This is a genomic window from Priestia megaterium (genome assembly GCF_046599315.1).
Taxonomy (GTDB): domain Bacteria; phylum Bacillota; class Bacilli; order Bacillales; family Bacillaceae_H; genus Priestia; species Priestia megaterium_F.
In genome coordinates, this window is sequence record NZ_JBKIKC010000002.1 from 112,058 (window position 1) to 137,076 (window position 25,019).

The 25,019-nt window shown below is 33.4% G+C and carries 21 protein-coding genes, 2 pseudogenes and 1 other annotated feature; of the genes and pseudogenes, 7 read left to right on the forward strand and 16 right to left on the reverse strand.

Annotation, left to right across the window (positions count from 1 at the left end):
• Window positions 1–1,295: 1,295 nt before the first annotated feature.
• Entirely contained in the window at window positions 1,296–2,330 is a 1,035-nt protein-coding gene (locus ACLHDF_RS07955; protein WP_413918365.1) for a DUF3231 family protein, read from the forward strand.
• A gap of 781 nt (window positions 2,331–3,111) precedes the next feature.
• Here ACLHDF_RS07955 and ACLHDF_RS07960 read toward each other — a convergent pair.
• The 4 genes from ACLHDF_RS07960 to ACLHDF_RS07975 all read right to left on the reverse strand — a co-directional run bounded on the left by ACLHDF_RS07960 (window position 3,112) and on the right by ACLHDF_RS07975 (window position 5,856).
• A complete protein-coding gene (locus ACLHDF_RS07960; protein WP_413918366.1) occupies window positions 3,112–3,582 on the reverse strand; it encodes a hypothetical protein in 471 nt (156 codons plus the stop codon).
• A 1-nt stretch (window position 3,583) separates the two neighbouring features.
• Entirely contained in the window at window positions 3,584–4,375 is a 792-nt protein-coding gene (locus tag ACLHDF_RS07965) for a hypothetical protein (RefSeq protein ID WP_413918367.1), read from the reverse strand.
• A gap of 222 nt (window positions 4,376–4,597) precedes the next feature.
• Window positions 4,598–5,416 (reverse strand): mechanosensitive ion channel family protein, encoded by an 819-nt coding sequence (locus ACLHDF_RS07970; RefSeq protein WP_413918368.1) that lies wholly within the window; start codon window positions 5,414–5,416, stop codon window positions 4,598–4,600.
• 191 nt (window positions 5,417–5,607) lie between these two features.
• Complete coding sequence (locus tag ACLHDF_RS07975) at window positions 5,608–5,856, reverse strand: hypothetical protein (protein WP_413918369.1); 249 nt, start codon at window positions 5,854–5,856, stop codon at window positions 5,608–5,610.
• A gap of 203 nt (window positions 5,857–6,059) precedes the next feature.
• On the opposite strand from ACLHDF_RS07975, the gene lgt reads away from it, so the two are divergent.
• The 3 genes from lgt (at window position 6,060) to ACLHDF_RS07990 (ending at window position 9,668) form a co-directional block, all read left to right on the forward strand.
• The gene (gene lgt, locus ACLHDF_RS07980; RefSeq protein WP_413918370.1) at window positions 6,060–6,875 is read left to right on the forward strand and encodes a prolipoprotein diacylglyceryl transferase; all 816 of its coding nucleotides are present in this window, start codon (window positions 6,060–6,062) and stop codon (window positions 6,873–6,875) included.
• A gap of 280 nt (window positions 6,876–7,155) precedes the next feature.
• Window positions 7,156–8,202, forward strand: coding sequence for a YeiH family protein (locus tag ACLHDF_RS07985; RefSeq protein ID WP_413918371.1), 1,047 nt, complete (start codon window positions 7,156–7,158; stop codon window positions 8,200–8,202).
• A 506-nt stretch (window positions 8,203–8,708) separates the two neighbouring features.
• Window positions 8,709–9,668: an aldolase catalytic domain-containing protein gene (locus tag ACLHDF_RS07990; protein ID WP_413918372.1), complete on the forward strand. Its 960-nt coding sequence runs from the start codon at window positions 8,709–8,711 to the stop codon at window positions 9,666–9,668.
• 368 nt (window positions 9,669–10,036) lie between these two features.
• On the opposite strand, the gene ACLHDF_RS07995 is transcribed toward ACLHDF_RS07990, so the two are convergent.
• The 6 genes and pseudogenes from ACLHDF_RS07995 to ACLHDF_RS08020 form a co-directional block, all read right to left on the reverse strand.
• A complete protein-coding gene (locus tag ACLHDF_RS07995) occupies window positions 10,037–10,159 on the reverse strand; it encodes a DUF6007 family protein (protein WP_413918899.1) in 123 nt (40 codons plus the stop codon).
• Window positions 10,160–10,434: 275 nt separating this feature from the next.
• Window positions 10,435–10,770 carry a L,D-transpeptidase gene (locus ACLHDF_RS08000; protein ID WP_413918373.1) on the reverse strand — a complete coding sequence of 112 codons (336 nt, stop codon included), beginning with the start codon at window positions 10,768–10,770 and terminating at the stop codon, window positions 10,435–10,437.
• Between the two features lie 101 nt (window positions 10,771–10,871).
• A pseudogene (locus ACLHDF_RS08005) lies at window positions 10,872–12,134 on the reverse strand (glycosyl hydrolase family 18 protein).
• A gap of 566 nt (window positions 12,135–12,700) precedes the next feature.
• Window positions 12,701–13,564 (reverse strand): DUF4097 family beta strand repeat-containing protein, encoded by an 864-nt coding sequence (locus ACLHDF_RS08010; protein WP_413918374.1) that lies wholly within the window; start codon window positions 13,562–13,564, stop codon window positions 12,701–12,703.
• The gene (locus ACLHDF_RS08015) at window positions 13,554–14,105 is read right to left on the reverse strand and encodes an HAAS signaling domain-containing protein (protein WP_413918375.1); all 552 of its coding nucleotides are present in this window, start codon (window positions 14,103–14,105) and stop codon (window positions 13,554–13,556) included. Before ACLHDF_RS08015 ends, ACLHDF_RS08010 begins: the two co-directional genes overlap by 11 nt.
• Entirely contained in the window at window positions 14,092–14,421 is a 330-nt protein-coding gene (locus ACLHDF_RS08020; RefSeq protein WP_413918376.1) for a PadR family transcriptional regulator, read from the reverse strand. Before ACLHDF_RS08020 ends, ACLHDF_RS08015 begins: the two co-directional genes overlap by 14 nt.
• A gap of 637 nt (window positions 14,422–15,058) precedes the next feature.
• Between ACLHDF_RS08020 and ACLHDF_RS08025 the strand changes: the two genes are divergently transcribed.
• On the forward strand, window positions 15,059–15,772 hold the full coding sequence (locus ACLHDF_RS08025) for a hypothetical protein (protein ID WP_413918377.1): 714 nt from the start codon (window positions 15,059–15,061) through the stop codon (window positions 15,770–15,772).
• Between the two features lie 249 nt (window positions 15,773–16,021).
• Here ACLHDF_RS08025 and ACLHDF_RS08030 read toward each other — a convergent pair whose 3' ends face one another.
• From ACLHDF_RS08030 to ACLHDF_RS08050, 5 genes and pseudogenes are all read right to left on the reverse strand, one after another.
• On the reverse strand, window positions 16,022–17,500 hold the full coding sequence (locus tag ACLHDF_RS08030) for an Lsa family ABC-F type ribosomal protection protein (RefSeq protein WP_413918378.1): 1,479 nt from the start codon (window positions 17,498–17,500) through the stop codon (window positions 16,022–16,024).
• 688 nt (window positions 17,501–18,188) lie between these two features.
• On the reverse strand, window positions 18,189–18,335 hold the full coding sequence (locus ACLHDF_RS08035; protein ID WP_413918379.1) for a hypothetical protein: 147 nt from the start codon (window positions 18,333–18,335) through the stop codon (window positions 18,189–18,191).
• A 43-nt stretch (window positions 18,336–18,378) separates the two neighbouring features.
• Window positions 18,379–19,113, reverse strand: a pseudogene (locus ACLHDF_RS08040) (alpha/beta fold hydrolase).
• A 552-nt stretch (window positions 19,114–19,665) separates the two neighbouring features.
• Window positions 19,666–20,031, reverse strand: coding sequence for a darcynin family protein (locus ACLHDF_RS08045; protein WP_413918380.1), 366 nt, complete (start codon window positions 20,029–20,031; stop codon window positions 19,666–19,668).
• A 155-nt stretch (window positions 20,032–20,186) separates the two neighbouring features.
• Window positions 20,187–20,429 (reverse strand): hypothetical protein, encoded by a 243-nt coding sequence (locus ACLHDF_RS08050; RefSeq protein ID WP_413918381.1) that lies wholly within the window; start codon window positions 20,427–20,429, stop codon window positions 20,187–20,189.
• A gap of 862 nt (window positions 20,430–21,291) precedes the next feature.
• Here ACLHDF_RS08050 and ACLHDF_RS08055 point away from each other — a divergent pair.
• On the forward strand, window positions 21,292–21,525 hold the full coding sequence (locus ACLHDF_RS08055) for a cyclase (protein WP_413918382.1): 234 nt from the start codon (window positions 21,292–21,294) through the stop codon (window positions 21,523–21,525).
• A 487-nt stretch (window positions 21,526–22,012) separates the two neighbouring features.
• Here ACLHDF_RS08055 and ACLHDF_RS08060 read toward each other — a convergent pair whose 3' ends face one another.
• Window positions 22,013–23,365: an amino acid permease gene (locus ACLHDF_RS08060; protein WP_413918383.1), complete on the reverse strand. Its 1,353-nt coding sequence runs from the start codon at window positions 23,363–23,365 to the stop codon at window positions 22,013–22,015.
• A 43-nt stretch (window positions 23,366–23,408) separates the two neighbouring features.
• Window positions 23,409–23,624 (reverse strand) — a binding site (T-box leader).
• Window positions 23,625–24,138: 514 nt separating this feature from the next.
• On the opposite strand from ACLHDF_RS08060, the gene ACLHDF_RS08065 reads away from it, so the two are divergent.
• Window positions 24,139–24,864 carry a hypothetical protein gene (locus ACLHDF_RS08065; RefSeq protein WP_413918384.1) on the forward strand — a complete coding sequence of 242 codons (726 nt, stop codon included), beginning with the start codon at window positions 24,139–24,141 and terminating at the stop codon, window positions 24,862–24,864.
• Window positions 24,865–25,019: the final 155 nt, after the last annotated feature.

Below are 25,019 nucleotides of genomic sequence, written 5' to 3' on the forward strand. Positions count from 1 at the left end.
ATATAAAATCGAAATAAAGATAGATGTACTTGTAGGTATATTAAGTACCTGGCTACAGCTGTTATCTATTCACCTTAAAAGAAGGTCCATCCAGTGTGGTTTATCCGATTTGTTGTTTTAATTGGATAATTGGAAGCTTGATTATTTTTAAAGAATGGCTTAAAAAATATCAATTAATAGGAATTATTCGTACTCTATATGGAGTCGTGTTGACTAAGATATAAGTTATTGTTGTACCAAAATCAAAATGAGGACAAACATATAATGACATAAAAGGACCTCCCTTTGTGTGATAACTAAAGATGTATATTATACATAGAAAAAAACAAAAAACTCCCTCAATATGTTAAGGGAGTTTTTTGTCTTTAGGAGTTAGCTAAGTGATGATTCATCCACCTTGAGTAGTTTACTCAAGGTATTGATAACTTATGTACTAAAGGAAAAGCCTATCTTTGATAGAACAGGTAGGCTTTTCTTTTAGCTAAATATTAAGGGTGTAATTGCTTGTTACTTACATATCATTTAATGTTTTGTAGCTATTTATTATAACCTATCAAATCATTTTGAGAAAGCAAAAAATGAAAGCGATTACTTAATTTAAAATTAAAAGATGACTTTTTATATTTCATACCGATAAAATTCATTATGTTAAGTAGAAAATTTAAAAGGTTTATAACAGAAGGGTTCTATCATTTAATTAATGATGTAGATTCTTCATGTGTTTTTCTCTTTGCTATCTATATAATAACTCCATCTTCCACCTTGCCTAATATAATTCTCAAACGTAGCGTTTTTACTAAAATATAGCCTCTACACTCATCTGCTTTGTTTGGCAATCGACTCTTCGGCAATAGGATATGTGACCGATTTGCCATGTGTAAATTTGTAACTGTTTATCTCTTTCTTTTTTACGTTCTTACACCAATCATTTATATACCTTACCTAACCCTTATGAAATAGTATGGATACTTTTTATTGGGCACCTTACTCTCCTTATTACGCATTCTTCCGTTTCCTTATAAGTAAATATTAACCTAAACAGCTTCTTTAATGGCTTCTTGACTTTTTGCTACTCTTCTATCTACTTTAGGCATTTATAATCACCAAACTTTTTATAAATAATTAACAGTTATAATTGATTTAATGATGATGTTAACTGCAATTGTGAATTATACATACCTTAGAAAAGGGAAAACTTAGTGACCAAAAGGGCCTTATAAAATTTGAAGGATATATAAAGGATAAAAACAATATAAAAGGCAACCCTAAGAAAAAATAAGCTTAGGAGATCATGAATGGGAACAATTAAACCGATTAAGGTAGGACTTAAAAAAACAAATCCTAATAGAAAATTGACAGCTCCTGAAATGGGAAAACTTTGGGCAACTTATATGGGTAATAGCATGTCTAATTGTATTTTAAATTATTTTCTACAACATGTTGAAGATCAAGACATAAAAAAGCTAGTAGAACATGCGAAAAGATTAACCGAAGAATTTCAAAGTAGCGTTAAAGAGATATTTACCGAAGAAAATATACCTATTCCACATGGCTTTACAGAGGAAGACGTTAATCTAGGTGCTCCAAGATTATTTGCAGATGAATTTTATGTATATTACTTAAAATATGCAGCAAAAGCAGGACTTAGCATTTATAGTATTGCTATACCTTTAATGTATAGAGAAGATGTACGCAATTTCTTAACTTATTGTATGAACTCGACCATGGAATTAGTGGAAGAAATTAAAACCATTTTAATGAATAAAAGCCTTATTATTGCCCCACCCATTATTCCAGCTCCAGAACAAGTGAAAATTGCCAGCACTGATTATTTGAGTGGTTTTGTTGGAGATGTTCGTCCGCTACACGCGTTAGAAATTGCTCATCTATACGATAATATTGAAAATAATGTAACAAGCAAAGCTTTAATTATGGCTTTTAGTCAAGTTGCCAAAAGCCATAAAGTTAGAGACATATTTGTAAAAGGAAAAGACATTACGCATAAAGCAGTTGAACATTACATAGAAAAACTTCATCGTGAGAGCTTACCAGCTCCAGAATTTATTGACCATTTAGTCACAACTTCAACTTTTGCACCTTTTTCGGACAAACTAATGATGTTTCATAAGGTCGATATGTTTTCCATGAAAATACGAGCATTTGGGAATTCACTAGCTGTAAATGGAAGGCATGATTTAGCGTTACTTTATGGGAGGTCATTAATGAATATAGCAAATTTTGTTAAGGATGCATCAAATATTATGATGGAGAATGAATGGATGGAAATTCCACCTGAAGCTGTAGATAGAGAAAATTTAACTTCAAAATAGTGTCAGTAAAAAAATATGCAAAAAAACCTTTTACAAGGTTTTTTTGCATATTTTCCTATAAGAGTGTTTATGTTAACTAACATCTCCTTTAACTAAATCAATAGAATAGCCTTCTCTAGAGGAAACTGTTTTTTCTAATTGTTTATCAGGGTAGTCAAAAACCGTAACTTCCTCATGTTATGCTGCAAAAACTGGGCGTTGCTGTCCTCCCCTGCTAGCAAGTCCTAATATTATTGCTTCTTTAAATGGAATAAGCCAGCTATTTGGAACAAGTTTACAAGGCGTTAAGTAAATATCAAAATACCTTGAGTTGCCTTTACAAAATCTTGGGGATTAATGGCCAAAGACAACTTTCCTCCGGCTGAAGCCCATTCATTCCACATTTCGGAGTTTAATTTTGTATAATTAACTTTTTGTGATATAGATAATCCCCTTTTAATTCCTTTGGCGTTTTGTCTAATTTTACCATACCGTTAGGAAAATACTTTATCCTCACTATCTTTATCTTTTTGTTATGTTGACTGATTTTGTATAAGGTGGATGATTTGCAGTATCATTGGTAGTTTATACAAAAGTAATATATATGCTAAGTACTTGTTCCATAAAAATGATCATTCATATGTTATATATCAGAAATTTCCTCTTTCCCTGTGAACATAACTGTTAAAGGTAAAGAATTATATAATAGCGAAAACTAACCGTTTATATTTATAAATATAGTCATAACGTACGTGATATTAATTAAAAACACACAAATATGTTGCTGTATGGAAGAAAAAGCTTACTTATTACTTTTTCTTGCTTGTGAGACACCTAAAGCGTAATTATTCCACAGAACTTGTTTAACTAATTCACTTTGCAAGTCATGGCATTCAACTATTATAATTATTTCACCTTTTTTCCCATGTAGAAGTCGTTTCTTTTTTTTAATTACTTTAAACATAAAAAGTTTGATAGCAAATCCTAGGATAAATCCAACAGTGGCAGCAATGAGCCCCCAATAAATAGGTCCCCAATCTAGCTTGAATCCAATGCTGGCACCCACCACTGAAAAAGCTGTTGCTAAAGCCATTCCTAAATCAATAAGAGATACACCATCCGATCGATGAAGGCTATCAAACATTCTCCGATCTTCTGTCCGATTTTCCAAAGGAACTACAAGGATATTTTCTTTTTTTATCCCTCTTCTTTCTAATTCTGAGATGGCTATCTCTAAATAAGTAGAATATTCAAATGTAGAAAAGATCTGCATGTCATTTTTTCACCTTTTTTTTCTTTGCAATATAAAAGTCTGGGTTTTGGTAGGTTTTCTCTAGAAAGTTTTTCTGTTCTTTTTCAGCAAGCTTGTTATTTTCAACTGTATTGATATAAGCGTCATATGTCGCAAACCCATATAGAGATGGGAAAAACAATAACCATTCTGAATCTAAGACGTCGGTAGCTTTATGGATTTCCCCTAAAAAGAGAAGCGAAATACTTTCAAGAAGATGAGAGTAATAAAAGAAAACAACTGCCCAAATAATAATAAAAAAGGCCACGACTATTCTATGAATATAAAGCTGACCTAAGCCTGGCATAAATAAAGACCACATGATAGACATAAGAGGATTCCTTTTATCTAAATAGTTAATCTCCATAGCTCCCATACTAAAGGAGTTAAAAATATGATTTTCCCTTTCAGCCAAGAGATATATTTTATTTAAATCAATCGTCGTTCGATAGCTGTCCCATATAGCAAAAATATAAACGGGAATATAAATGAGAAGCCACCTAGTATTAAGTACTTCCACTGCCGTTGCTATGTCCCCTTGAAAAGAATGAATCATAGCGACATTTAAATTAGAATTTAAATTAATAACTACTTCCCAAATAAATAAAACAAATCCTCGAAGATACTTAGATAATAATAAATGCCCAAAACCAGGAAAAGCTGCTGACCACCAAGCAATAATGTAAGGATTTCTTAAGTGAATTTGAGTGGTTCCAAATATGCTAACATGGGCTATATAGCGCCTTCCTGTATTGTTGTTAGTATAGTTATTCATTTATATATGTTCTCCTATGAGCTTGTTAAGTAGATACGCAAGTAGATTTGTTACATCTGTTCTTCATAGTTAACATAATTTGTCTTCTTTATTCTGTTTTAGATAATTACATTTGAGAAGTGCTTAAAAGATATCTTTTAAAACATAAAAACCCTTTTGAAAATCAAAAGGGTTTTATATTTTAATTATAAAAGTATAAAAGCTAAGGTATGAGTTTTATGTTCAATGGCTTGTTTCAAAGCTTTCAGCCATCATTAGGTCATTTTTGTAAGCAGCCATAGCCAGTTCATACCTTACCTTTTTGCCCGCTTCCACAAAATCAGCTTCCTTCACAAGTCCCGATAATGAATATTGGTGACCTTTAAAATCTACGTTCAATTCAGTAATTTGATTGAATTGAAAACTCTCTATAGGAATTCCATTCACATCTTTCAACAAATATTGACCATATTTCTCGTTACATGTTTGTGCTACTTGCTCCATTACTTTGAAGGCATCTTCCGGATTTTGCCTATAGTTGAGAATAAGGCTTTCATTTACCCGGCGTCTTCCTCGGGTTCCGTTCTGAAGTTCTGTAATGTTGCTATATGAGACTGTATAGAGGTATCCGTCATACTGACGAATCTTTAAGTAACGCATGGTAATTTCTTCTATTTTTCCTTGGCGGTTTCCGTTAAGAATAACATAATCTCCGTGGTGGATCTGGCGTTCAAACAAGTAGGTCAATCCCATTATATAATCACGGATGATATGCTGAAGTATTAGTGCCAGGGCACTGGCCAACACTACCGAACTAGTGAGAAGCTTTGCGAAGTCAAAGAAATGGCTAAGCACATAAATAAAGAAAAAAGCCAGCCCTACTACCCTTGTCACCTGGTTAGTAAAATGCATCAATGTCTCTTCTCGTTTTTCATCTAAGAAGCTCGTTTTGTCAAAGAAAAGCTTAATGAATTTGCGAATAAAATAAACGATAAGTATAATCAGCAGCGCTACTGTTAAAACCTTTACGGGAAACTGCTGAGAAAATTCAGTAAAAACCAACCTATTCACTCCTTATTTCTAACACTATACCAAAAGAATGTACTTAAAGACAAAAATCTTCTGTTCTTTATAAACTTTAATGATAATAGCACGGTTTTATCAAAAAAAGAAGCGCTATCTATGCTTCTTGAAGATTGGTTTATTGATACTCTATTAATTAATAGAAGGTATCATGATAACTAAGCACAATATTAAACACATCGTTTTGAGCCTTGTAAGCTTTCTAATAAAGACATTCCTATATGTTCATCATCATTTCTGGCTAGTCTATAATTAGCCAAAACGACGGAAGCAACTTTCTTTGCTTTATCAATCTCTAAAAATGAGCTAAAGCATCCTGTTCCACCGCCATGCAGCATCACATTATTGTTTTTCTTTAAAAGTAACCACCCAAGCCCCATATCAAACTTCTTTGTTCCATTGCCAGTTGCCGCAATCATTATTTTTGCTATCATAACCTTGTAAATTATTATTTAAAGTTGGGATAAACAATTCTTTGTAGTAAAACAAGATTATATTATGATCGTTTGTAAGCAAAAGTTGTTCTTTCTTTATCTAATTAGATATACTAAAAAGGCAATCTAATTTAATGTTACTCATAAAAAATGCAAAAAAAACGATATGAAGTAAAGGAGAAAGAAACATGAACCAACACATACAACCTTTAAATCCTATCGCCTTCCACCTTGGTCCACTTGAGGTCCATTGGTATGGAATTATCATAGGAATAGGAGCTTTCTTAGGCTTCTTGTTAGCCTCGAAAGAAGGAAAGAAACGAGGTATCTCTTCAGAAACCATCTCTGATTTACTTCTACTAGCACTACCCATTGCTATCATTACGGCTCGAATTTATTACGTGCTTTTTGAATGGAGTTATTATAAAGAACATCCAGGTGAAATTATAGCAATTTGGCATGGCGGCATAGCAATTCACGGTGGAATTATTGGATCTGTATTAACAGCTATATGGTTTTGTAGAAAAAAGAATCTTTCTTTTTGGAAAATGGCTGATGTTTTAGCTCCTAGCTTATTATTAGGTCAAGCTATTGGTCGGTGGGGAAACTTTATGAATCAAGAGGCACATGGCGGACCTGTTACACGTCAGTTTTTAGAAGCTTTACATTTGCCTGATTTTATTATTAATCAAATGTATATCAATGGAACCTACTATCACCCTACGTTTCTCTACGAATCACTTTGGAACATAGTAGGTGTTCTTGTCCTGATTGTACTGAGAAAATTCTTATTAAAAAGAGGAGAAGTTTTTCTTACTTACCTACTATGGTATTCAACAGGCAGGTTTTTTATAGAGGGATTACGTACAGATAGCTTGATGTTAACCTCTCATATCAGAATAGCTCAGTTAGTGTCTTTCCTTTGTGTATTGGGTAGCTTGATTTTGTTATGGTATAGACGCAAAAAAGGTCTAGCAACTAGTAAGGCTGTCTCTCTCTCATAAGAACATATATTTTTACGCAGTTCTGTAAAATTAGTAGTTTATGGACTACGTTTTAGATATCAAAGCGGGTATTGAAGAATAAAAACGAATAAAAGCAGCAATTCGACTTTCAGTGATTCTGAAAATCAAATTGCTGCTTTATTTTATTTATCATTAATTTTTTTAATCGTTGATATGATTTATCTATATTTTACTAATGGTAAGCGGTCTTTTATAGTTAAAGTACATATTTCTTGTGTGAAGCTGCGCTTGATAAGAATCCATATTGGAGATGAAATGTATGATAAATATAAACAAAGTCCAAAAGCAGAATCTATCCTCACGAACAAACGCCCAGACATCATCTAATGTTTCTTTATGGGCTGGAGGAATTGGTTTTACTTTTCTTTTTGCTTTACTTGCTTATGGCTTAGCAAAAATCCCAGGATTTGATCACATTGGTCCACTAGCCTGTTCAATTATAATGGCAGTAATTTATCGTCAAATTTGGGGATACCCTGAAAAAATAAGATTTGGAATTGAATTTTCTTCTAAAAAACTGCTACGTTATGCGATTATTTTATATGGATTAAAGCTTAATATTGATGTTGTCATTCATCAAGGATTAGGGTTGTTACTTCGTGATGTGGGAACCGCTGTATTTGCAATTGTTTTAACGATTTTTCTAGCCAAATGGATGAAGGCTGATAGTGGTTTATCCCTTCTTTTAGGTATAGGAACAGGAATATGTGGTGCGGCAGCTATTGCAGCTGTTTCTCCAATTATAAAAGCAAAGGAAGAAGATACAGCTATTGGAGCTGGTATTATTGCTCTAGTGGGAACCCTATTTGCGATTGGATATACGATTTTAAGACCCTATCTACATTTAACAAATATTCAATATGGAATTTGGTCAGGTGTAGGCCTCCATGAAATTGCCCATGTAGCTCTAGCTGCAGCACCGGCTGGGCGCGATGCCTTAGCTATTGGCCTGTTGGCTAAGTTAGGTAGAGTGCTTTTACTTGTGCCATTAAGTTTTATCTTAATGTATTGGATGAAGCGAACAGGAAAAATTGAAGCCGATACAAAGATTGAATTTCCTTGGTTTTTAATAGGTTTTATAATCATGAGTATCTTTGGAAGTTATGTCGTAGGCGAACACCTCGTACTACCCAAAACGATTATGGATGATATTTCGACCCTAACAACCTTTCTTTTAACAATGGCTATGGTCGGTTTAGGATTAAATGTAAGTATAAAAACTCTTCGAACAAAAGCATTAAAGCCGTTGATTGCGATGTTTATTACTTCTATACTCTTATCATTCTTTACATTTTTGACGATGTAAAGAATGATAAATAGCTATTAAACACCCTCATTTTTATTTCTTCAATAGTGAATCTGGGGGCGTTGTAGTATTGTTGAGAAATCATTCCCATGTGAAAGTATTACAATTGAAAAAAATGTTCCTCAGAAAAGGATGGTTGCGTAACAGCTCATAACACCGCTCTTTTGTAAGTTTTACAAGAGAAGCCGTTTATTCTAAGCTCTCGGCTACATCCCCCTTAGACTTTAATGATGCTTCTTTGGACAATGGTAGTGATGTAAGATGCACTGTGTATGTATATACTAGAAGTTGTATTACTGAGCTTGATTTTTCAAGATCATAAGGTGCATGAAAAGCCAAAGCGTATTCTCATCGAATACAGTAAAGTAGAGTCTCATGTAGAAAATACATTGACTCCTTTGAATGAGTCGTGGTATAAACACAATAGGAAAGTTTAGTGCTTAAAAGCATAAAAGCGATAAAGTTTTAAATAATACTAATATGAATCACAGGAGGAAATCACTACCATGGAATATAACAACAAAATTATAGACTGTACCATTCGTGATGGAGGTTTAGTTAACAATTGGGATTTTAGCGTTGAATTTGTTCAAGACTTATATAACGGCCTAAACGCAGCCGGTGTTGAATATATGGAGATTGGTTATAAAAACTCCCCTAAGCTTCTTCAAGCGACTGAGCCCAATCCATGGAGATTTCTTGACGATAATTTTCTCAAAGAAATTATCCCTGAGAAAAAAATCACGAAGCTATCTGCTTTAGTAGATATTGGGCGTGTAGATCCGAATGACATCTTACCGCGTGAGCAAAGTATGTTAGATATGATTCGAGTGGCATGCTATGTCCGCGAAGTAGATAAAGGCTTAGAGCTCATAAAAATGTTTCACGACTTAGGCTATGAGACTTCACTTAACATTATGGCGCTATCTAGCGTACCTGAAAATCAACTTATTGAAGCATTTGAAATGGTAAAGAAAAGCCCTGTAGATGTTGTATATATCGTTGACTCCTTTGGAAGCCTGGATCCTGCGGATATTGAGCATCAAGTGAAAAAGTTCCAAGCAATGATTCCTAGCAAACAGCTTGGAATCCATACGCATAACAACATGCAGTTAGCTTTTGCTAATACATTAACTGCGATGCGCAGTGGCGTTACATTTCTTGATTCATCTGTTTATGGTATGGGCCGTGCAGCTGGTAACTGTAACACAGAACTACTTGTTAGCTACATACCAAAACCAAGCTATGAGATGAAGCCAATTCTTGGAGTAATTGAAAACCATATGCTTGAAATGCGTCAAAAGTGGGAATGGGGCTATATCATTCCTTACATGATTTCTGGTGTACTGAACGAACACCCACGTGTTGCTATGGCTTACCGTGATAGCGAGGATCGTGACCAATTCGTAAACTTTTACGACAAAGTAACGTCTCCAGAAGTTAACACGTCTCCAGCATCAAAATAGGTTAAAATACTAAAAGTACCTCCGTTAACGGGGTACTTTTAGTATTTTATGTGTAAAAAACCGTGTATGGATGTACATAAACTTTGATACCTGAAGACATAAAACAAGACGGTCTATTGACAGTCCTTCAACTAAAGAATCCTTTTATTAAAAAATTACTCTAGTACCTTTAATTTCTCACTAATGCTTTCGTTAGCTTAAAGGGAAATCTGGTAAATTTATCGTACCTCTTGCTCTGCCATGCTCTCTTTCTGCATAACAGGTTCAAAAAAAGGTGTAATATGTAATATGGTAACTTTCCACTGATTTTTCATAGTGATGACTCTTTCTCCCTTGTTATTTGTCGGGATCAGTCATTTTTCAACCCTTTAGGTTATGTACTCACAAATAGCAAATATCCCTATTACACTTAAAACAAAAATAATAACGTTAACAAACATATCTAGTAAGTTGTTTAAAGGTAAGTATGCCATAAGTAAAAGTGAAGGAATAAATAATACACATTCCTACATTATCATGTCTTTCAATAGCATTTTTGTATTTAACGCATTATTCAATTTTCTTCCCCTTCTTCCTGAGGTTATTTTACCATATTTTTCATAACCCCTAACTATAATCTTTACTATGCTAATTAAGCGAAATCTGGTGTAAACCTTGAAATTAGTGCACGAGATTTATAAAGAATAATAGCTTGTTACTAATACATGAAGATACGCTCTTATAGGAACAGGTTGTAAAAGAGGAGAATAAATCAGTTTCTGAAACATTATTTATGTATATAAACCGGTGTTCCAATGGGTACTGCAGAGGAAAGTTCTAAAATATCTTCATTGTTCATTCTTACACATCCATGCGACATATCTCTGCCAATAGACGCTGGATCATTAGTGCCATGTATTCCATATGTGGGTTTTGACAGTCCCATCCATAAGGGGCCAAATACAGACGGAGGAGTAGTATCTTTATTAATGATTTTAAACTTTCCAGTCGGAGTTGGAGTAATCATTTTTCCCACAGCAATAGGATACGCTTTTACTAATTTAGCCCCATCATACAGTTTTAATTGATGCCGCTTTATTGAGACATCTATCCTTTTTGCCATAGTAGTACCTCCAACCTTTTATAATTTAATTTACTATGAATCGATACTGAACAACTACTGAGTGAAAGGTGTCTAAATTAATCTATACTAACTAATTATATTTATACCGTTCTAATAGTGAAAAATTCCCTTAAAAGCCACGGTCCCGGCGTAAATCCAAGTGTTAATTGCCAAGCCCCTATTGCTTGCAAACCGAATTTACGAACTAACACCATTTTTTCACTCATGCTTCTGACATCTTCAAACCATACTTCCTGCATCTGTCCCGCTTGATCTCTATACCTAAAAAATGGCGATTTGTATTCCTTTGAATATTGAATAGGAGACTGATATCTCATCGCTGTTTTAACTGCATTTTGGTTGGATATAGCGGATGCTACTGTGCCAGGCTTGTGAGGGATCGACCAGTTGTATCCATATAAAGGAACGCCAATGATGAGTTTTCTTCGTGGAACACTTTCTATAGCAAATTCTATTGTTCTCCTTACCTCAGTAATTGGTGCGACTGGCCCTGGTTCGCTACCTGCATGATGCCAATCATATGCCATAATGAACATATAGTTAACAACCGCACCTATCCCCCCATAATCATATCCTTTTAACCAAGGAATATCTTCGCTTGTCTTGGCTGGAACCGCTATTGTAAGCACGTAGCCTGCGGGTTTTAAATGTTCACTCAGCTGACGTAAAAATCCTGTAAAAAGATCCCTATCCTCGACTTTTACACGTTCAAAATCAATATTCACCCCGCCGTATCCTTTTCTAGATACTAAATAAAAGATATTATTAATAAGATTGTTTCTTGCCTGAGGACTATTTAAAACTTGATGAGCAAGATCAGAACTAAACCCCTCAGAAGTTAGATTAGTAATGGTAACTAACGGTGTAACACGGTTTTTCCAAGTCGTTTCAATCGCCACTAAATCGTTTAAGTTATTCATAATATCTCCATTGCTTCCAACATGATATTCAAAGATAGCAATGGAAGAGGAATAAGTTGCAAAATCACTAATTAAACTGCGATCTAATTCTGGATTTCGAACGGCATAATATTGTAGTGTGCCTGCAATGTAGTTTGATATATTAGGAATCCTTATTTTCATCCCGACCTGCAAATAATTATAATTGACTGAATGGTTAGCCCTCTTCAATTGCTCTAAGGATACATAAGCTTTTTTAGCAATACTGCTCATCGTATCACCGGGTTGTACTGGGTATACCTAAAGAGCTATAAGTAAAGCTTGACCTGGAACAATATTCGTTTCTTCTAACCCATTCACACTTCTAAGCTGCGCAATAGAATAACCATATCTACTGCTTATTGAAGACAACGTATCACCAGGTTGAACTATATGAACAAACATGTTTTCTCCTCCTATGTACTCTTTACCAACTTATGTTTTATTTCGTGACAAGTTTAAAGAAGCCATTCAATAAATGTATATGAGTGTTGTTTGTTTATATAACTGAGTTAAGTGATGTTGAGCATCTGCACACACTCCTTCCCCTCCATTGCTCCTCTAGAGCCTTTGATGAACTACGAGTAGAAGTGTTTTAGAAATCATGATTTTTGAGACTTGGTTATAATTAATTATTTTTCGCTCAATTAATCCTTATTTCTGTTTTAAAACTTGTATCAAACTCTATGTACTATAGTGTATATTTTAGATGTACTTGAAAAAGGACGTTTTCTTTTTCAAACAGAATTACATGAAAAGCAAAAAGAGCAAGTTCCCATCATCGGATCTTGCTTCTTCCATTTAAAGATTAGATACAATGGCTTTTAATTTTCTACACCTTTTTTCCGCTCATATCCATAGGTTTTTGCTAACGAACGTCCAGCCCTTTTATTTCTAGCATGGTTTAAATAAAAATGTACTAATCATTTAGCATACTTTTATTGAGGGCGCTATGCTATATGGTTAATAGGTTACTTTATTACTGAAATACTGCCGTTATGGGTGGTTAGTTTAATGGTATTCTTTCCTTTTCCGATAACTGTATTCCTATCATACCTATTCAAGATATCTACTTTCCCATTGTCCACAGAGACATTAAAATGAACATTTATTGGTTCTTTTTTCGTTTTAATTTGAATCTTTCCATTGTGTGTTTTAAAGTCAATATCTCGATCAAGTTCTTCTGTTTCAAGAGCGATACTTCCATTATGTGTTTCTCCCTTTAAACGACCTTCTACGTCACTAAATATTATTTTTCCATTATTCCCTTTCACTTGAATCGTTTTTGCCGCAATATTTTTTATGCTTGTAAGTCCATTGTGTACGTTTGTATTCAGATTTTGTGAATGAATACCCTCTAAATCAACACGTCCATTGTTTGCACGAATAGAAAAATCTGCTGCATTTAGTTGTTTGACAGACACATAACCATTGTTACTAGAAATCTTCAATGAATTATACTGCTTTTCAGGTAGATAAACGTTTATGGATAGTGGTTTTAAGACATTGACAATATCAAAATTGACCCAGCTACGCTGCTGTTCACTATAAGTGATGAAAAGTGTTGAATTCCTAACGTCAGTAGTGAAGTCTCTTTTTATGTTAGGAGAGGATTCGCCTTCTAATGTTATTTTAATATTATGGCCTTTGATAGGGTACATATGAACATTAGTATTATCAGTGTCTAAGTTAATTTTTGATACTTGATTACTGTTGGAGACTTTTTCTTTTGAAATAGGTTCAGGATCAATAATACGATAAGTAAGGAGACTTCCTATAATACCAACAATGATGATAATGCCTGCAAGAATGGAGAGTTTCTTTTTATTCAACACGTTTTAAACCGCCTTTCACCAGTGATACGTTGTATTTCAGGTAGCGCACAAAGCCCTTTATAGCTAGCTTTGTTACGAATAACATACCTATCAAAATAAAATATCCAAGTCCGCAAAATGCTAAAGACATAAAAAAATTAAAGAGAAAAAAGCCGCTTGGATGTACAATAGCTTCACCAAGAACTAGAATAGGAGATGCCAAGAAACATAGACCTATGGCCCAAGCTGACAGAATGAATCCAGCCAATGCAATGGCAGGACCAAGAACAATGAATAAATTGAAAAAAGCTAATCCAATTCCGGCCCAAGTAGCTCTCAAAACATTTTGAGCTGTTGCTTGCTCAATATGGTAACCTGCTAGCAATTCTTTGGCTATTTGATTTGGGGAACCTAACGACGTTACAATTTCTTCTTCTGTTTTTCCTTCTTGTAAACCGATTGAAAAATGTTCTTCATAATCTTGTAAAATATCTTCCCGTTCTTTTAAGGATAATGGTTTTAAGGATTCGTTTAATTGTTGTAAAAATTTACTCTTCGACATTGTTCACACCTTCTTTAATTAATTGATTGACACCCCTTGAAAACTCGTTCCACTCATCAATAAGTTGGTATAAATACTCTCTTCCCTTAGCTGTAAGCTGGTAATATTTCCTTGAAGGACCTTCTGTAGATTCTTTTAAGTACGTTGTGAAGTATTCTTCTTTTGTTAATCGGCGCAGAAGAGGATATACTGATCCCTCCGATATTTCGATTTGGTGGGAGATTTTTTGAACTAATTCATATCCATAACGGTCTTTCTTATCAAGTAATACAAGGACACAAAGTTCTAAAACTCCTTTTTTAAATTGCACATTCAATGTTTTTCACCCTTTTCTGTTCAAAATTAACTACTGTTTATTGCACAGTACTGGTTTATAGTTATATGCAAGTTACCAATAATATATCATCAGGTATTGTTCATTGCAAGGTACTGCTTAATATTTTTTCGAATTTCAACCATATTTCAAAATTGTGCTGAAAGATAGAATAAGTTATTTTAAACCATCAAGAACTTTTCCCCCTTAAAAAATATCTGATAACTTCCCAATATTTTTCAATCGGGAATAAAGTAAAGTTGTGGAGATGATGATTTGAAGATAAAAATTTTTGGAACGCTTGCCTACTTAGTTAGTATCTTTTTCTTTTATAAAATAGGAACTGTATTTAACATTAGTTGGTTGACGCTACATACTATCTCTTATTATCCTAATGGGCTCTCTCTTAAGTATCAGGGTTAATACTGCCATTCTTACTTTCATTGCCTATCTATTTATTGGCAGTGAAAAAACTCCAAACAAGATGTGTATGAGCTGCATAACATATACAGAGTTAGTTAACATATTGGAATTCAGGACATTTGCCTACTATTTAACAACGTTTCCATCTAAAGTATGGTTTCTCTCCTTCTGTTAAAGGGAATTAAACCCCAAAAGTAAACCTTAAAAGGAGACAATCATGGTTACAATCGAAGCAATCATAATAGGTATTGTATTTATCCTCATTCAACTATACGCATTAACGATAGTCGAACGCTCTCCAATAGGGGAGCAAAAGCTGCTCTCATTATCAGGTGGTGTAGCTATTGCCTATGTGTTTATTTATATCTTACCGATGCTTCATGAGAAGCAAGAAGAATTTGGAGGATCGCTGGCCCTTGATACTGAACTTTATTTTCTTGGTCTTCTTGGCTTACTAGTCTATTTTTCTGTTTATTCATTTGCTCAGACGAAGGCAGCAACAAAGCTAAAGGAAAAGACCATTTATATGGTACAGGTGAGCTTTTTTATGGTTTATTCTTTTATCATTTCTTATGTCGTCTTCTCATCTGATGTTCAGCGAGTTGAATCACTATTCTACGGATTGGCTATCAGCCTTCACTTTATTGGGTGGTCCTATCAACTAGGAAAAAAACATCATCGCTTGCACAAAAGCAGAGGTCGCTATATGCTTGCCGGAGCAACTTTGTTTGGATCCATCTTAGGCATCTTTGGTCCCTCATCAGGCCTATTTGTCGAGTCGATGATTGCTTTTAGTTCAGGTGCAATGTTGTTTAATGTTATCAGTAAAGAACTCCCTTTCGAAAAGCACGCACACTTGCCAACCTTTTTAATCTCATCTCTTGTTTACGCTGCCACAATGATTGCGTTAAAAGTTTTTTTCGATTGGTAGTTAAGTGGTGAGGTGCTTTGTAAGAAGTAAACGAATCGGTTCTGCTACAAATACTTGCAGAAAATACAACAAAGTAAACAATTATTTATCTCTCTTGATTTAATGTTATGTATTATAGAGGATATACAAAGTTATTTACTATAACAAAGATTCTAGGCATCAAGAAGAAGCGCTAATCTTTTCTTAGACTAGCGCTTCTATAGTTTAAGAATCTAATCTACAGCTACGACTTTAGTTCTTCACATTTGCCTACATAGAGATGATTTTTGTTGCAACCGTTTGTTGAAATGTTTGATCATGCTCAACAATAACCATTGTTGGATTAAAGCTTTGAATTAGCTCTTCAATCTGCATACGCGAATAAATATCGATAAAATTTAATGGTTCATCCCAAATATATAAATGAGCTTTTTCACATAAACTTTTGGCTATAAGCAGCTTTTTCTTTTGTCCACCAGAATAATGAGATATATCTTTCTCAAATTGAATTCGATCAAAATCCATCTTGCGCAGGATAGATTTAAATAGTGTTTCATTAATCTCATGGTCTTCAATAAACTTCGATAACATTCCTTTCAAATGAGAGGTATCTTGTTGAACATAAGAAACAATAAGACCTGAACTTAGCTTAATTGAGCCTGTATGATGTATCGGTTTTCCTAGAATTAGTTTTAGAATGCTGCTTTTTCCACTTCCATTCTTTCCATCAAGCACAATACGGTCACCTTGTTCAACTTTAAAGCTAATTGGCTTATTTACTACTTGGTCATCGTACTTAACAGATACATCAGTCAGATTAATCAATTCATTTGTTTGAAGTTCTAATGGCTCTAATTTTAACGACTCGGTTTTTTCCACATTTTTTAGCAGCTTTGACTTTTCCTCAATTGCTTTTTGTTGCCTTGATTCAAGGTTCTTCGCTCTCTTCATCATCTTTGCTGCTTTATGTCCTACGAAACCTTTATCCAACTTAGAACCCGAATTCGTCGTTCCATTTTTGGAAGATTCGACGTGATTAGACCAACCTGTTGTACGCTTTGAAGATTGTTTTAATCTCCCAATGTCTTTTTGTAGACGTTGATTTGTAGCCTCTTCGTGCTCCTGCTGTCTATCAAAGTTTAACTTCCAAGAAGAATAGTTCCCACTTTGAACTTCAATATTAGCTCTATTAATAGATAAGATATGATCCACGCATCCATCTAAAAAGATTCTGTCATGTGAAATTAAAATAAATCCTTTTTTCTTTCTTAGATAATCAGAGACTGTCTTTCGTGCGTCAGTGTCTAGGTGATTGGTTGGCTCATCAATCAATAGAAATTGACCCTCATTCAAAAAAAGTCCAGCAAGCAACACCTTTGTTTGTTCCCCATTTGATAATGTTTTAAATGGTCGGTACATAACCTCTGCATCAACATTTAGACAGGAAATTTCGCGAAGAAATTCCCAATCTTCTGCTTGGGGGCAGATCTCTTCTAAGATTTCGTGAGTATACTTGTTCTCATCCGAAACTGGGTAAGGGAAATAATTAAATTCTACTGAGGAAATGATTTCGCCGCTATACTCATAATTCTCTAATAATAAATTAAAGAACGTTGTTTTACCTCGTCCATTTCTGCCGATAAATCCAAGTTTCCAATCTGTATCTATTTGAAAGTTTACATCTTCAAAAATATTGTCAAAACTGCTTGGATAAGAAAAAGTTAAATTTTGAACTTGTATCATTGACATGATAATTCCTCCTTTGTATATCAACACTTTTTACTTTTTATACAAAGTCGGTACATCCATCCATTCTAAATTACTCCGTATAAGTTTGATGGATATTAACGACTTATACAGAGTATTACATGCGTAACGATCGTGTCTGAATTACTCATTTCTCTCTCTCCTTTATTTGTTAGGTTAGAGGTACAGATTTAAAAGATATCCATTTTATCTATGAGAGAATAAAAAATCCTCCCAATTTACAATTGGAAGGATTAGTCTTTCACTTAGGTAACTAAGTGCTTATTTGCCACTGGAATGATGACAAATAAAGTATAAACTGATTTATAAAAATGGACAGACTAACCCTATATTTTGTATTTTGAAGTTATTCATTTCAAATGAAAATATAGATTAGTTAATCATTATCCATCCATCAGTCCTCTCATCATTATATTTTTATATTAACAATTTTCTTCACACAATACAATAACATATGTGTTTGCTGTCTAATTCACATAAAACACGTTTCAGGAGTGAAGAAATAGAGTGTTACATGTAATCCTTATAAAAATCTTACAAGCTTTATGCTTAAAAGAAGCGGTACTTAATAGCACATACTAAACAGAAAATGGAGTATTGTATTGTATTGTATCAATCATTTTTTTCTCCTCGATTACTTAAGCCAACACTAAGTCCTAAGTTTCATAATTTATTTCACTGTCCTATTCAAAAGTTGATTTTTATTTAGCGATTGGCAAATTTCCCACTCAATCCGCGTACTATTTTTCACTTTTACCTTTTGAACTGGAATGTTTTTTGCTTTTAAGGCTTTAATTAAAAGATCCGTTGAACTCATAAGAATCACCCTTCAACAAAATTATCTTACAACAAATTATTAATTAGTTAATATTTTCTTTTATCCATGTCGAAGTAACACTAACCATTTCATCCTGTTGTTTCTTTACAGATATGGATGATTTAGAGTCCCCTTTTTGTGCTCCGTAAATGCCGAATTGACCATGGTTACCACCTTTTATTTCATGCATGGTTGTTTTATTTGATAACAAGTGCTTTGTATCTTCAATTTTCTCTACCGTTGATAAACCATCTCTTTCAGCGTAGATTGAAAACATAGGAAGACTCTTTTTTGAGAAATCAGTTCCTTCATCTGGGTAAGAACCTAATAAGAACACACCATCTATTTTTTCAGGATGACTATAAGCAAATTTAGATGCAGTAACACCGCCTAACGAATGACCACCTATAATCTATTTTTGAACAGAGGAGTAGGTATCTATTATTTCCTGTGCTTTGTTAGAGTCGAACAATGAAAAGTTAAGATTTACATTAGGTATAGCGACTAGATAACCTTGCTTTGCTAACTGTTTACCGAAGTAGCTGTATGCTTCAGGTTCTACTTTTGCCCCTAGATACAACACAATTCCTACTTGATTATTACTTTTTGAGTTGAAGATAATCCAATCCTTGTCGTATTTAATGTCCTTTTTATCTATAAGTGTATAAAGCTTTTGAGATGGTTCATACGTTTGCTGTGACCAGGTAAAAAATCCAAGAAAACCTATTATCATTATTACAACAAGACCAATGAAAAGATAAGTCACTTTTCTTTTCATAAATGTAGCCTCCTCTTCGTGCTTCAGAATTTTTACGCCTAATTACCTTTGATATTTATGTCTTTCTTTTTAAGAACTTAGTTAGGTATAGATTAAAATTTTGTAAAGGTTAATCAGCATTCTTTTATTAATTATATATACTAGAAGGTTAATTAATCAACTAGTTTAATTATGGAAATCTTTTGAACTAGCATAAGGGAACCTAAAAATTTCAACATAGCCCCTTTACATAGATGTAATTGTTTTAATCAAATAAAAGCCAAATAGAGAAGAGTGATCAATCTTCAAGAAATAAATCTTAACAAACTATATGACTGCACTGAATATACAGATAAAATTAGTGACAGATTCGAAAATTGCAACTCAGCTTATTTCAAAAGTTCTATAAAAGGTAGGCGTTCTCTTTTGAAGTACTAACACAGGAAAATGTAAGTATAAAAGCAGTGTATTTCACAATTAAAATCACACTGCTGCTGATGTTTAAGCAAATATGATGTTAGATTAATGAAGAAACTCTAAAACAGTTGATTACTTTTTTGTTACAACAAGATTTTATTTGTGTTCAGAACCCATTTCTAAGACTTCTTCCTCGAATTTTTGATAGGCATTCTGCACTCCCATCATCACTTTTTTAATTTTAAAATAACCATTAGAATAGGCATATGTATCACGGATTTCTTCCCACATAAAATGATACATTTTTAAATCTATTGTTTCACAAAAGATGAAATCGGTATAAGTACCGTCTCCAAAGGCATCTGCGTCAAAGAACTTCACTTTAACAGTCTCGCTGTACTTTTCAATTATTGAATATAAATCCTCCGCAAGTTCTCTTCTTTTTTCACGAGGTAATGCTAACCAAGTTGGATAAAACTCTAATAAAATTATAATGCCATGATTTAAGTTGTTTTTTGTCATTGTATTGTCTCCTTTAGATTCATTCGAAATACAATGTAATTGTACTACCTTTTAGTATTTAATGGTAAAAATTATCTCTGTTTACAATTTAAAAATCAGTCAGTCACTGAAGGATAAGGTACCTTGATTTCTCTAGAAGCAGGAGCAATGCGTAATCACGAAACCGCTTTGAATGATTTTTTATTTTTTTTATAATAAAATACCTCTCCTCTCATTAAGCTTTCTAACGGAATTTCGCTGTTATTATTTATTTGATTGAACAAATAAGTAAGATAAGAATCTAGTTCAGACTGATTGTCTTCAATACAATCACGCATCGTAGGCTTACTTTCTTCTCTAACGAAGTTTTTCTTCCCATGTAATAAGGATTCTTTTTTATTTTTTAAATGGACAGGCAAACCTGCTACGATGGCTACATAGTATCTAAAGGGCAACGAACTCGTTCATTATAACGCTGAAAAAAATGTAATTAAGGGCGGATTAATAACTGTTTATTTTTATTGTCACACTACTAGTAACACTTCTCCTGCTAACTTTATTATGCGTATTTATTTCTAAAAAATTATCTGAAAAGCTAACGCTTAAGAGTGAACAGTGGTGGATTATTGCTCATGTTCTCTCTGTCATTATTTATTTCAGTGGCATTTTTGGGCAGCTTTTAGTTACGGTTTCAATGGCCTTCTTTTCTGAAGAAGCACAGATTTACATAGGAATTTTATTTATCAGCTATTTTGATCATTTTCTAACAATACCCGGCGCATTAGCCTCTTTATTCACAGGAATATGGTTAGCTTTACGTACTCACTGGGGAGGGCTGACAAAATATTATTGGGTTTTAGCAAAATGGATAGGCAACATATGTGCAATCCTGCTGGGATCATCAATTACTGGTAATGTAGTATCTAATTTATTTCCTCAAATTCTTTCCAGTGACTTACATCCTTTACAAAATCCACTTTACTTTCAGAGTCGACGAATGCTTTTCTTAGGTATTGGAATAAGTTTTAGCCTTTTAATTTTTTTAGTCATTATCTCTTATATAAAGCCTTGGAGGAAAAGAAAAGTTGTTTAATTCAGTCTTAAATAAATCTTAGAATCTCCCGGCCATTTTATAAAAAAGATTATTAAGTAAACCAGTCTAGGAACTAAAAGCCCCTTCTTAGAAATTTATGATGTGATAAGCCTCACTAAGCAGTTAGAGAAGATATTTTTTTGTTAAACTTAATATGAATTGGATTATTAAACTAAGGTGGATTAGACATGGATAAAAGAGTACTTTTTGATTTTGAAATTACCTTTACCAACGGTGGTGGACTACAAGGTCAAGAGTTTCGCCTCGATATTGATAATGATGATATCTCCGATGAAGAATTAGCCAAATATATTGTAAGAGATATGAGGTTACTAATGGTCGATGAAGTAAGGATACTGAATAAGAGAATTATTAGTGAGAAACATAAACGAAAATCTCCTGACGAAGACATTGTAAAGTAAGAAACCTGTATGTTTTTTGTTTTACTCATACGTCCACATTATAAAAAAAGAAGTTACTTAAGAGTGACTTCTTTTTTATTTAAACTTGTTCTCACTCTTAAAATCTGTTTTATGTTAACCTACTTTGTATATAAGATTCACTTCAAAAGCAGAAAATCTCCCTATTTCCATAAGGAACTTTTCTGCTACAAAAATTTTCTATTATATAGGTTGATACGTTATAGCATATTGTATAGTTTGCTTACTTGGTACTTCAGAAGAAGTAGGTTTTGTAAGTAAGAGATGTCCGTCTTCTAAGAAGATTTTAAATTTATCCTCTTACCTCTCCATACGCCTTCTGTATTGACCTACTTACCTTTATAAAGTTTTTTCATTATCTTTATATCGTTTTATATGAACTACACGTCACATCTTCAGTCATGAACTTAATTAATAAAAGTCTAGTTTGAAACGAAGAAGGACTTGCCACCCTTTTGCAGCTATTTTTCTATTCTGTAGATTTTGTATTCCGTTTGAAAAATGAAAGGATTACCATTACAAGAACGAAAGCCACACAAACTGTAGAGCTTAATCTATTCGCACTGTCTATTAGAAAGACTATAAAGCTAATAACTAATGTACATGCAGCAAAAAGCGTTAAATAAGGGAATCCCCAAAGTTTAAAATATGGTTTTTGTTTATATTGAGGACGTAGCTTTAGCTGAGCTAAGCAAATACTAATCCATATAAGAGAAACCGTAAATCCAGGAATAGCTAACAAATAAGAAAAAGCTTTTTCAGGAAATAAATATACAATGTACGTTCCTATTAATAAAAATAGGACGCTGAAAGCTAAACTGTACACAGGCACGCCTTGTTTATTTACATAGGACAAGCTTTTAGGAGCATCCCCCGACTGAGATAAAGAATGAAGCATCCTTGTACAGCCATAAATACCGGAATTCGCTGCGGAAAGTACAGCTGTTAATAAAATAAAGTTCATAATGTGAGAAGCTCCCTGAAGCCCTGCTGTTTCAAATACTTGAACAAAAGGACTAGCATTTGCATCAATTTTATCCCATGGTATTAAGCCACAGATAATAAAAATAGGTAAGGTATAAAACAAAACTACTCTCCACATAACGCCTTTAACTACGCCTGGTAAAACCTTTTCAGCATTTTTCGTTTCTGTAATAGTTAAACCAATTAGTTCTGAGCCTCCATAAGAGAAAATCACCACAAGTAGTGTAGAGAAAACGGCTTTCCAGCCATTTGGGATAAAATCGCTATAATTATGAAGGTAATGAGAAGATGAATTATTACTCGGCATAATTCCAAATAGTATCGCTATACCTAATAAAATAAAGGCAATAATAACAAAGATTTTAATACCTGCAAACCAAAATTCAATTTCTCCAAAAGACTTTACACTTGTAGCATTGATTAAAATAAGTACAATTGAACAAATGAGACAAAGAATCCATAAAGGGATAGAAGAAAACCAATATTGTAGAAAACTACCTGCAGCGATGACTTCAATAACGCATACAGTAAGCCACATAAAGCAATAAGTAGCTCCAGTTACAAAAGAAAAACGACTTCCAAAAGCTTTTTGAATTAGATCTTTCATATTATGGGATGGATATACAATAGCCATTTCAGCCAAAGCTCCCATTACAATGAGAAGCAATAGCCCCGCAAATAAGTACGAAAAGATAACGGAAGGTCCTGCTAATCCAATCGTATCAGCACTTCCTTTAAAAATTCCTGTTCCAATCATTCCTCCAATAGCAATCATTCGAATGTGTCGCGGTAATAATTGTTTTTTTAACGTATTCTTTGATGCAGTATTTTCTTTCATGATGCCCTCCTTTTAACATAAAAAAGTCCCTGCTGAATCATTCAGCAGGGACGAAATTTTCGCGGTACCACCCTATATTGTAAAAAATATTTTACCTCTTAATTAGTATAACGGTTTTATCCGTCCTCTCTAAAACACTTTTAGAAGAGGAAGCTCTAGGAGTGAATTTCATCTCTAATCTTTGTACTGACTTCCACCAATTGTCAGCTCTCTATAACAGGGAGATCAAGTTTACTTACGGTCCTATCTTCGCTTTTTTTGTTAAATTAAATTGTATGTAATGTATATCATCTTAGTTACTTTAGAATTAAATGTCAATATATTTTTTATTTTATGTAGAATTAATAAGAAGCATTATTGAGATCTGCATACATGTATTATTAAAGTTTCCTATTTATTTTCAAATCAGAATAAAAAAGTGAGAAAATATCTCAGTATGAGATCTTAGTCTAAAACATAAACTGAAGTAAGGTTGCGTTATCTTTAAGAGTAGCAGTTTTAAAAACCTTTTGCTACCTGAAACTGGTTTTATATTAACAGTATTCTTATAAGGTTGCAGCTTAAGAAAATTAAAAAAGTTATTGTCGTACAGGATCTTTCCTTAATATGTATACCGTTTATTGAGTAACCTTCCATTATTATTTTAGCAAAGTATTTTTTATCATTTATAACAAAAACACCAGCTATGCCAATTACTAAAACATTGGTATGATTATCTCTCCTTCGAATAGGTTATTTGTAAAAAACAATATAGCCGAAAGGAAGTAACAATTATGCATATAGAAATGAATATCTTATTTACTTTGGGTGCTTTATTTGGTTTATTAATAGGAGGAGGACTTCTTAAATTAGTAAGTCATCTAGCTCGGGGGAAAATTCAATTTATGTATGCTATATGCGGAGGAATCTTATTAGGTTTATTATTCTTTGATATCCTTCCGTCTACTTGGCATCTATATGACTTAAGAGGGGTTTTATTAGGAATTGTAGCCGGATATATCATCATGCTATGTATTGACCTTTTTTTTCATAAACAAAATAGCGAAATTTCACCTTTACAAGCACTTATATTATTAACGGTTGCTATCTTTTTTCATAATATCATCACAGGTATTACCTTTGGAATAACAGATATGCACCAATCAGCTTCTGTATTTGCAGCTACCCTTTTACATCAGGTTCCAGAGGGAATGGCAATTATGACAGTCCTTTCTATAGCAAAAGTACCTAACATCTTCTTTTTAATAATTATAGCTCTCCTATCCCTATCCTTAGGTGTTAGTTTATTAATTGGTGAAAGTGTACAAGCTTCCTCACTTAAATTACAAGCTTTATCGACTGGCGCAGCAATTGGTACACTGTCTTTTGTTATCTTTCATGAAATAATAGGCAAGACCATCAACTACTTCAAAAACCTGCACGTATGGCTTTTACTATCGCTCGGGGTATTAATTATTTATGTTTATCAATATTCCCTTTCATTATTTCATGGCCATTAGAACGATTAAATTTAATTGAGCCAAAAAGAAAAAAACTGCAACAACATATACCTTATTGTTTTCTTTTGTGAAAAATAGAATATTTTTCTATATAGTTATTGATAATTTTCAAGTCACGGAATATAATAATAACAATAGTTTACCACAGGAAACTT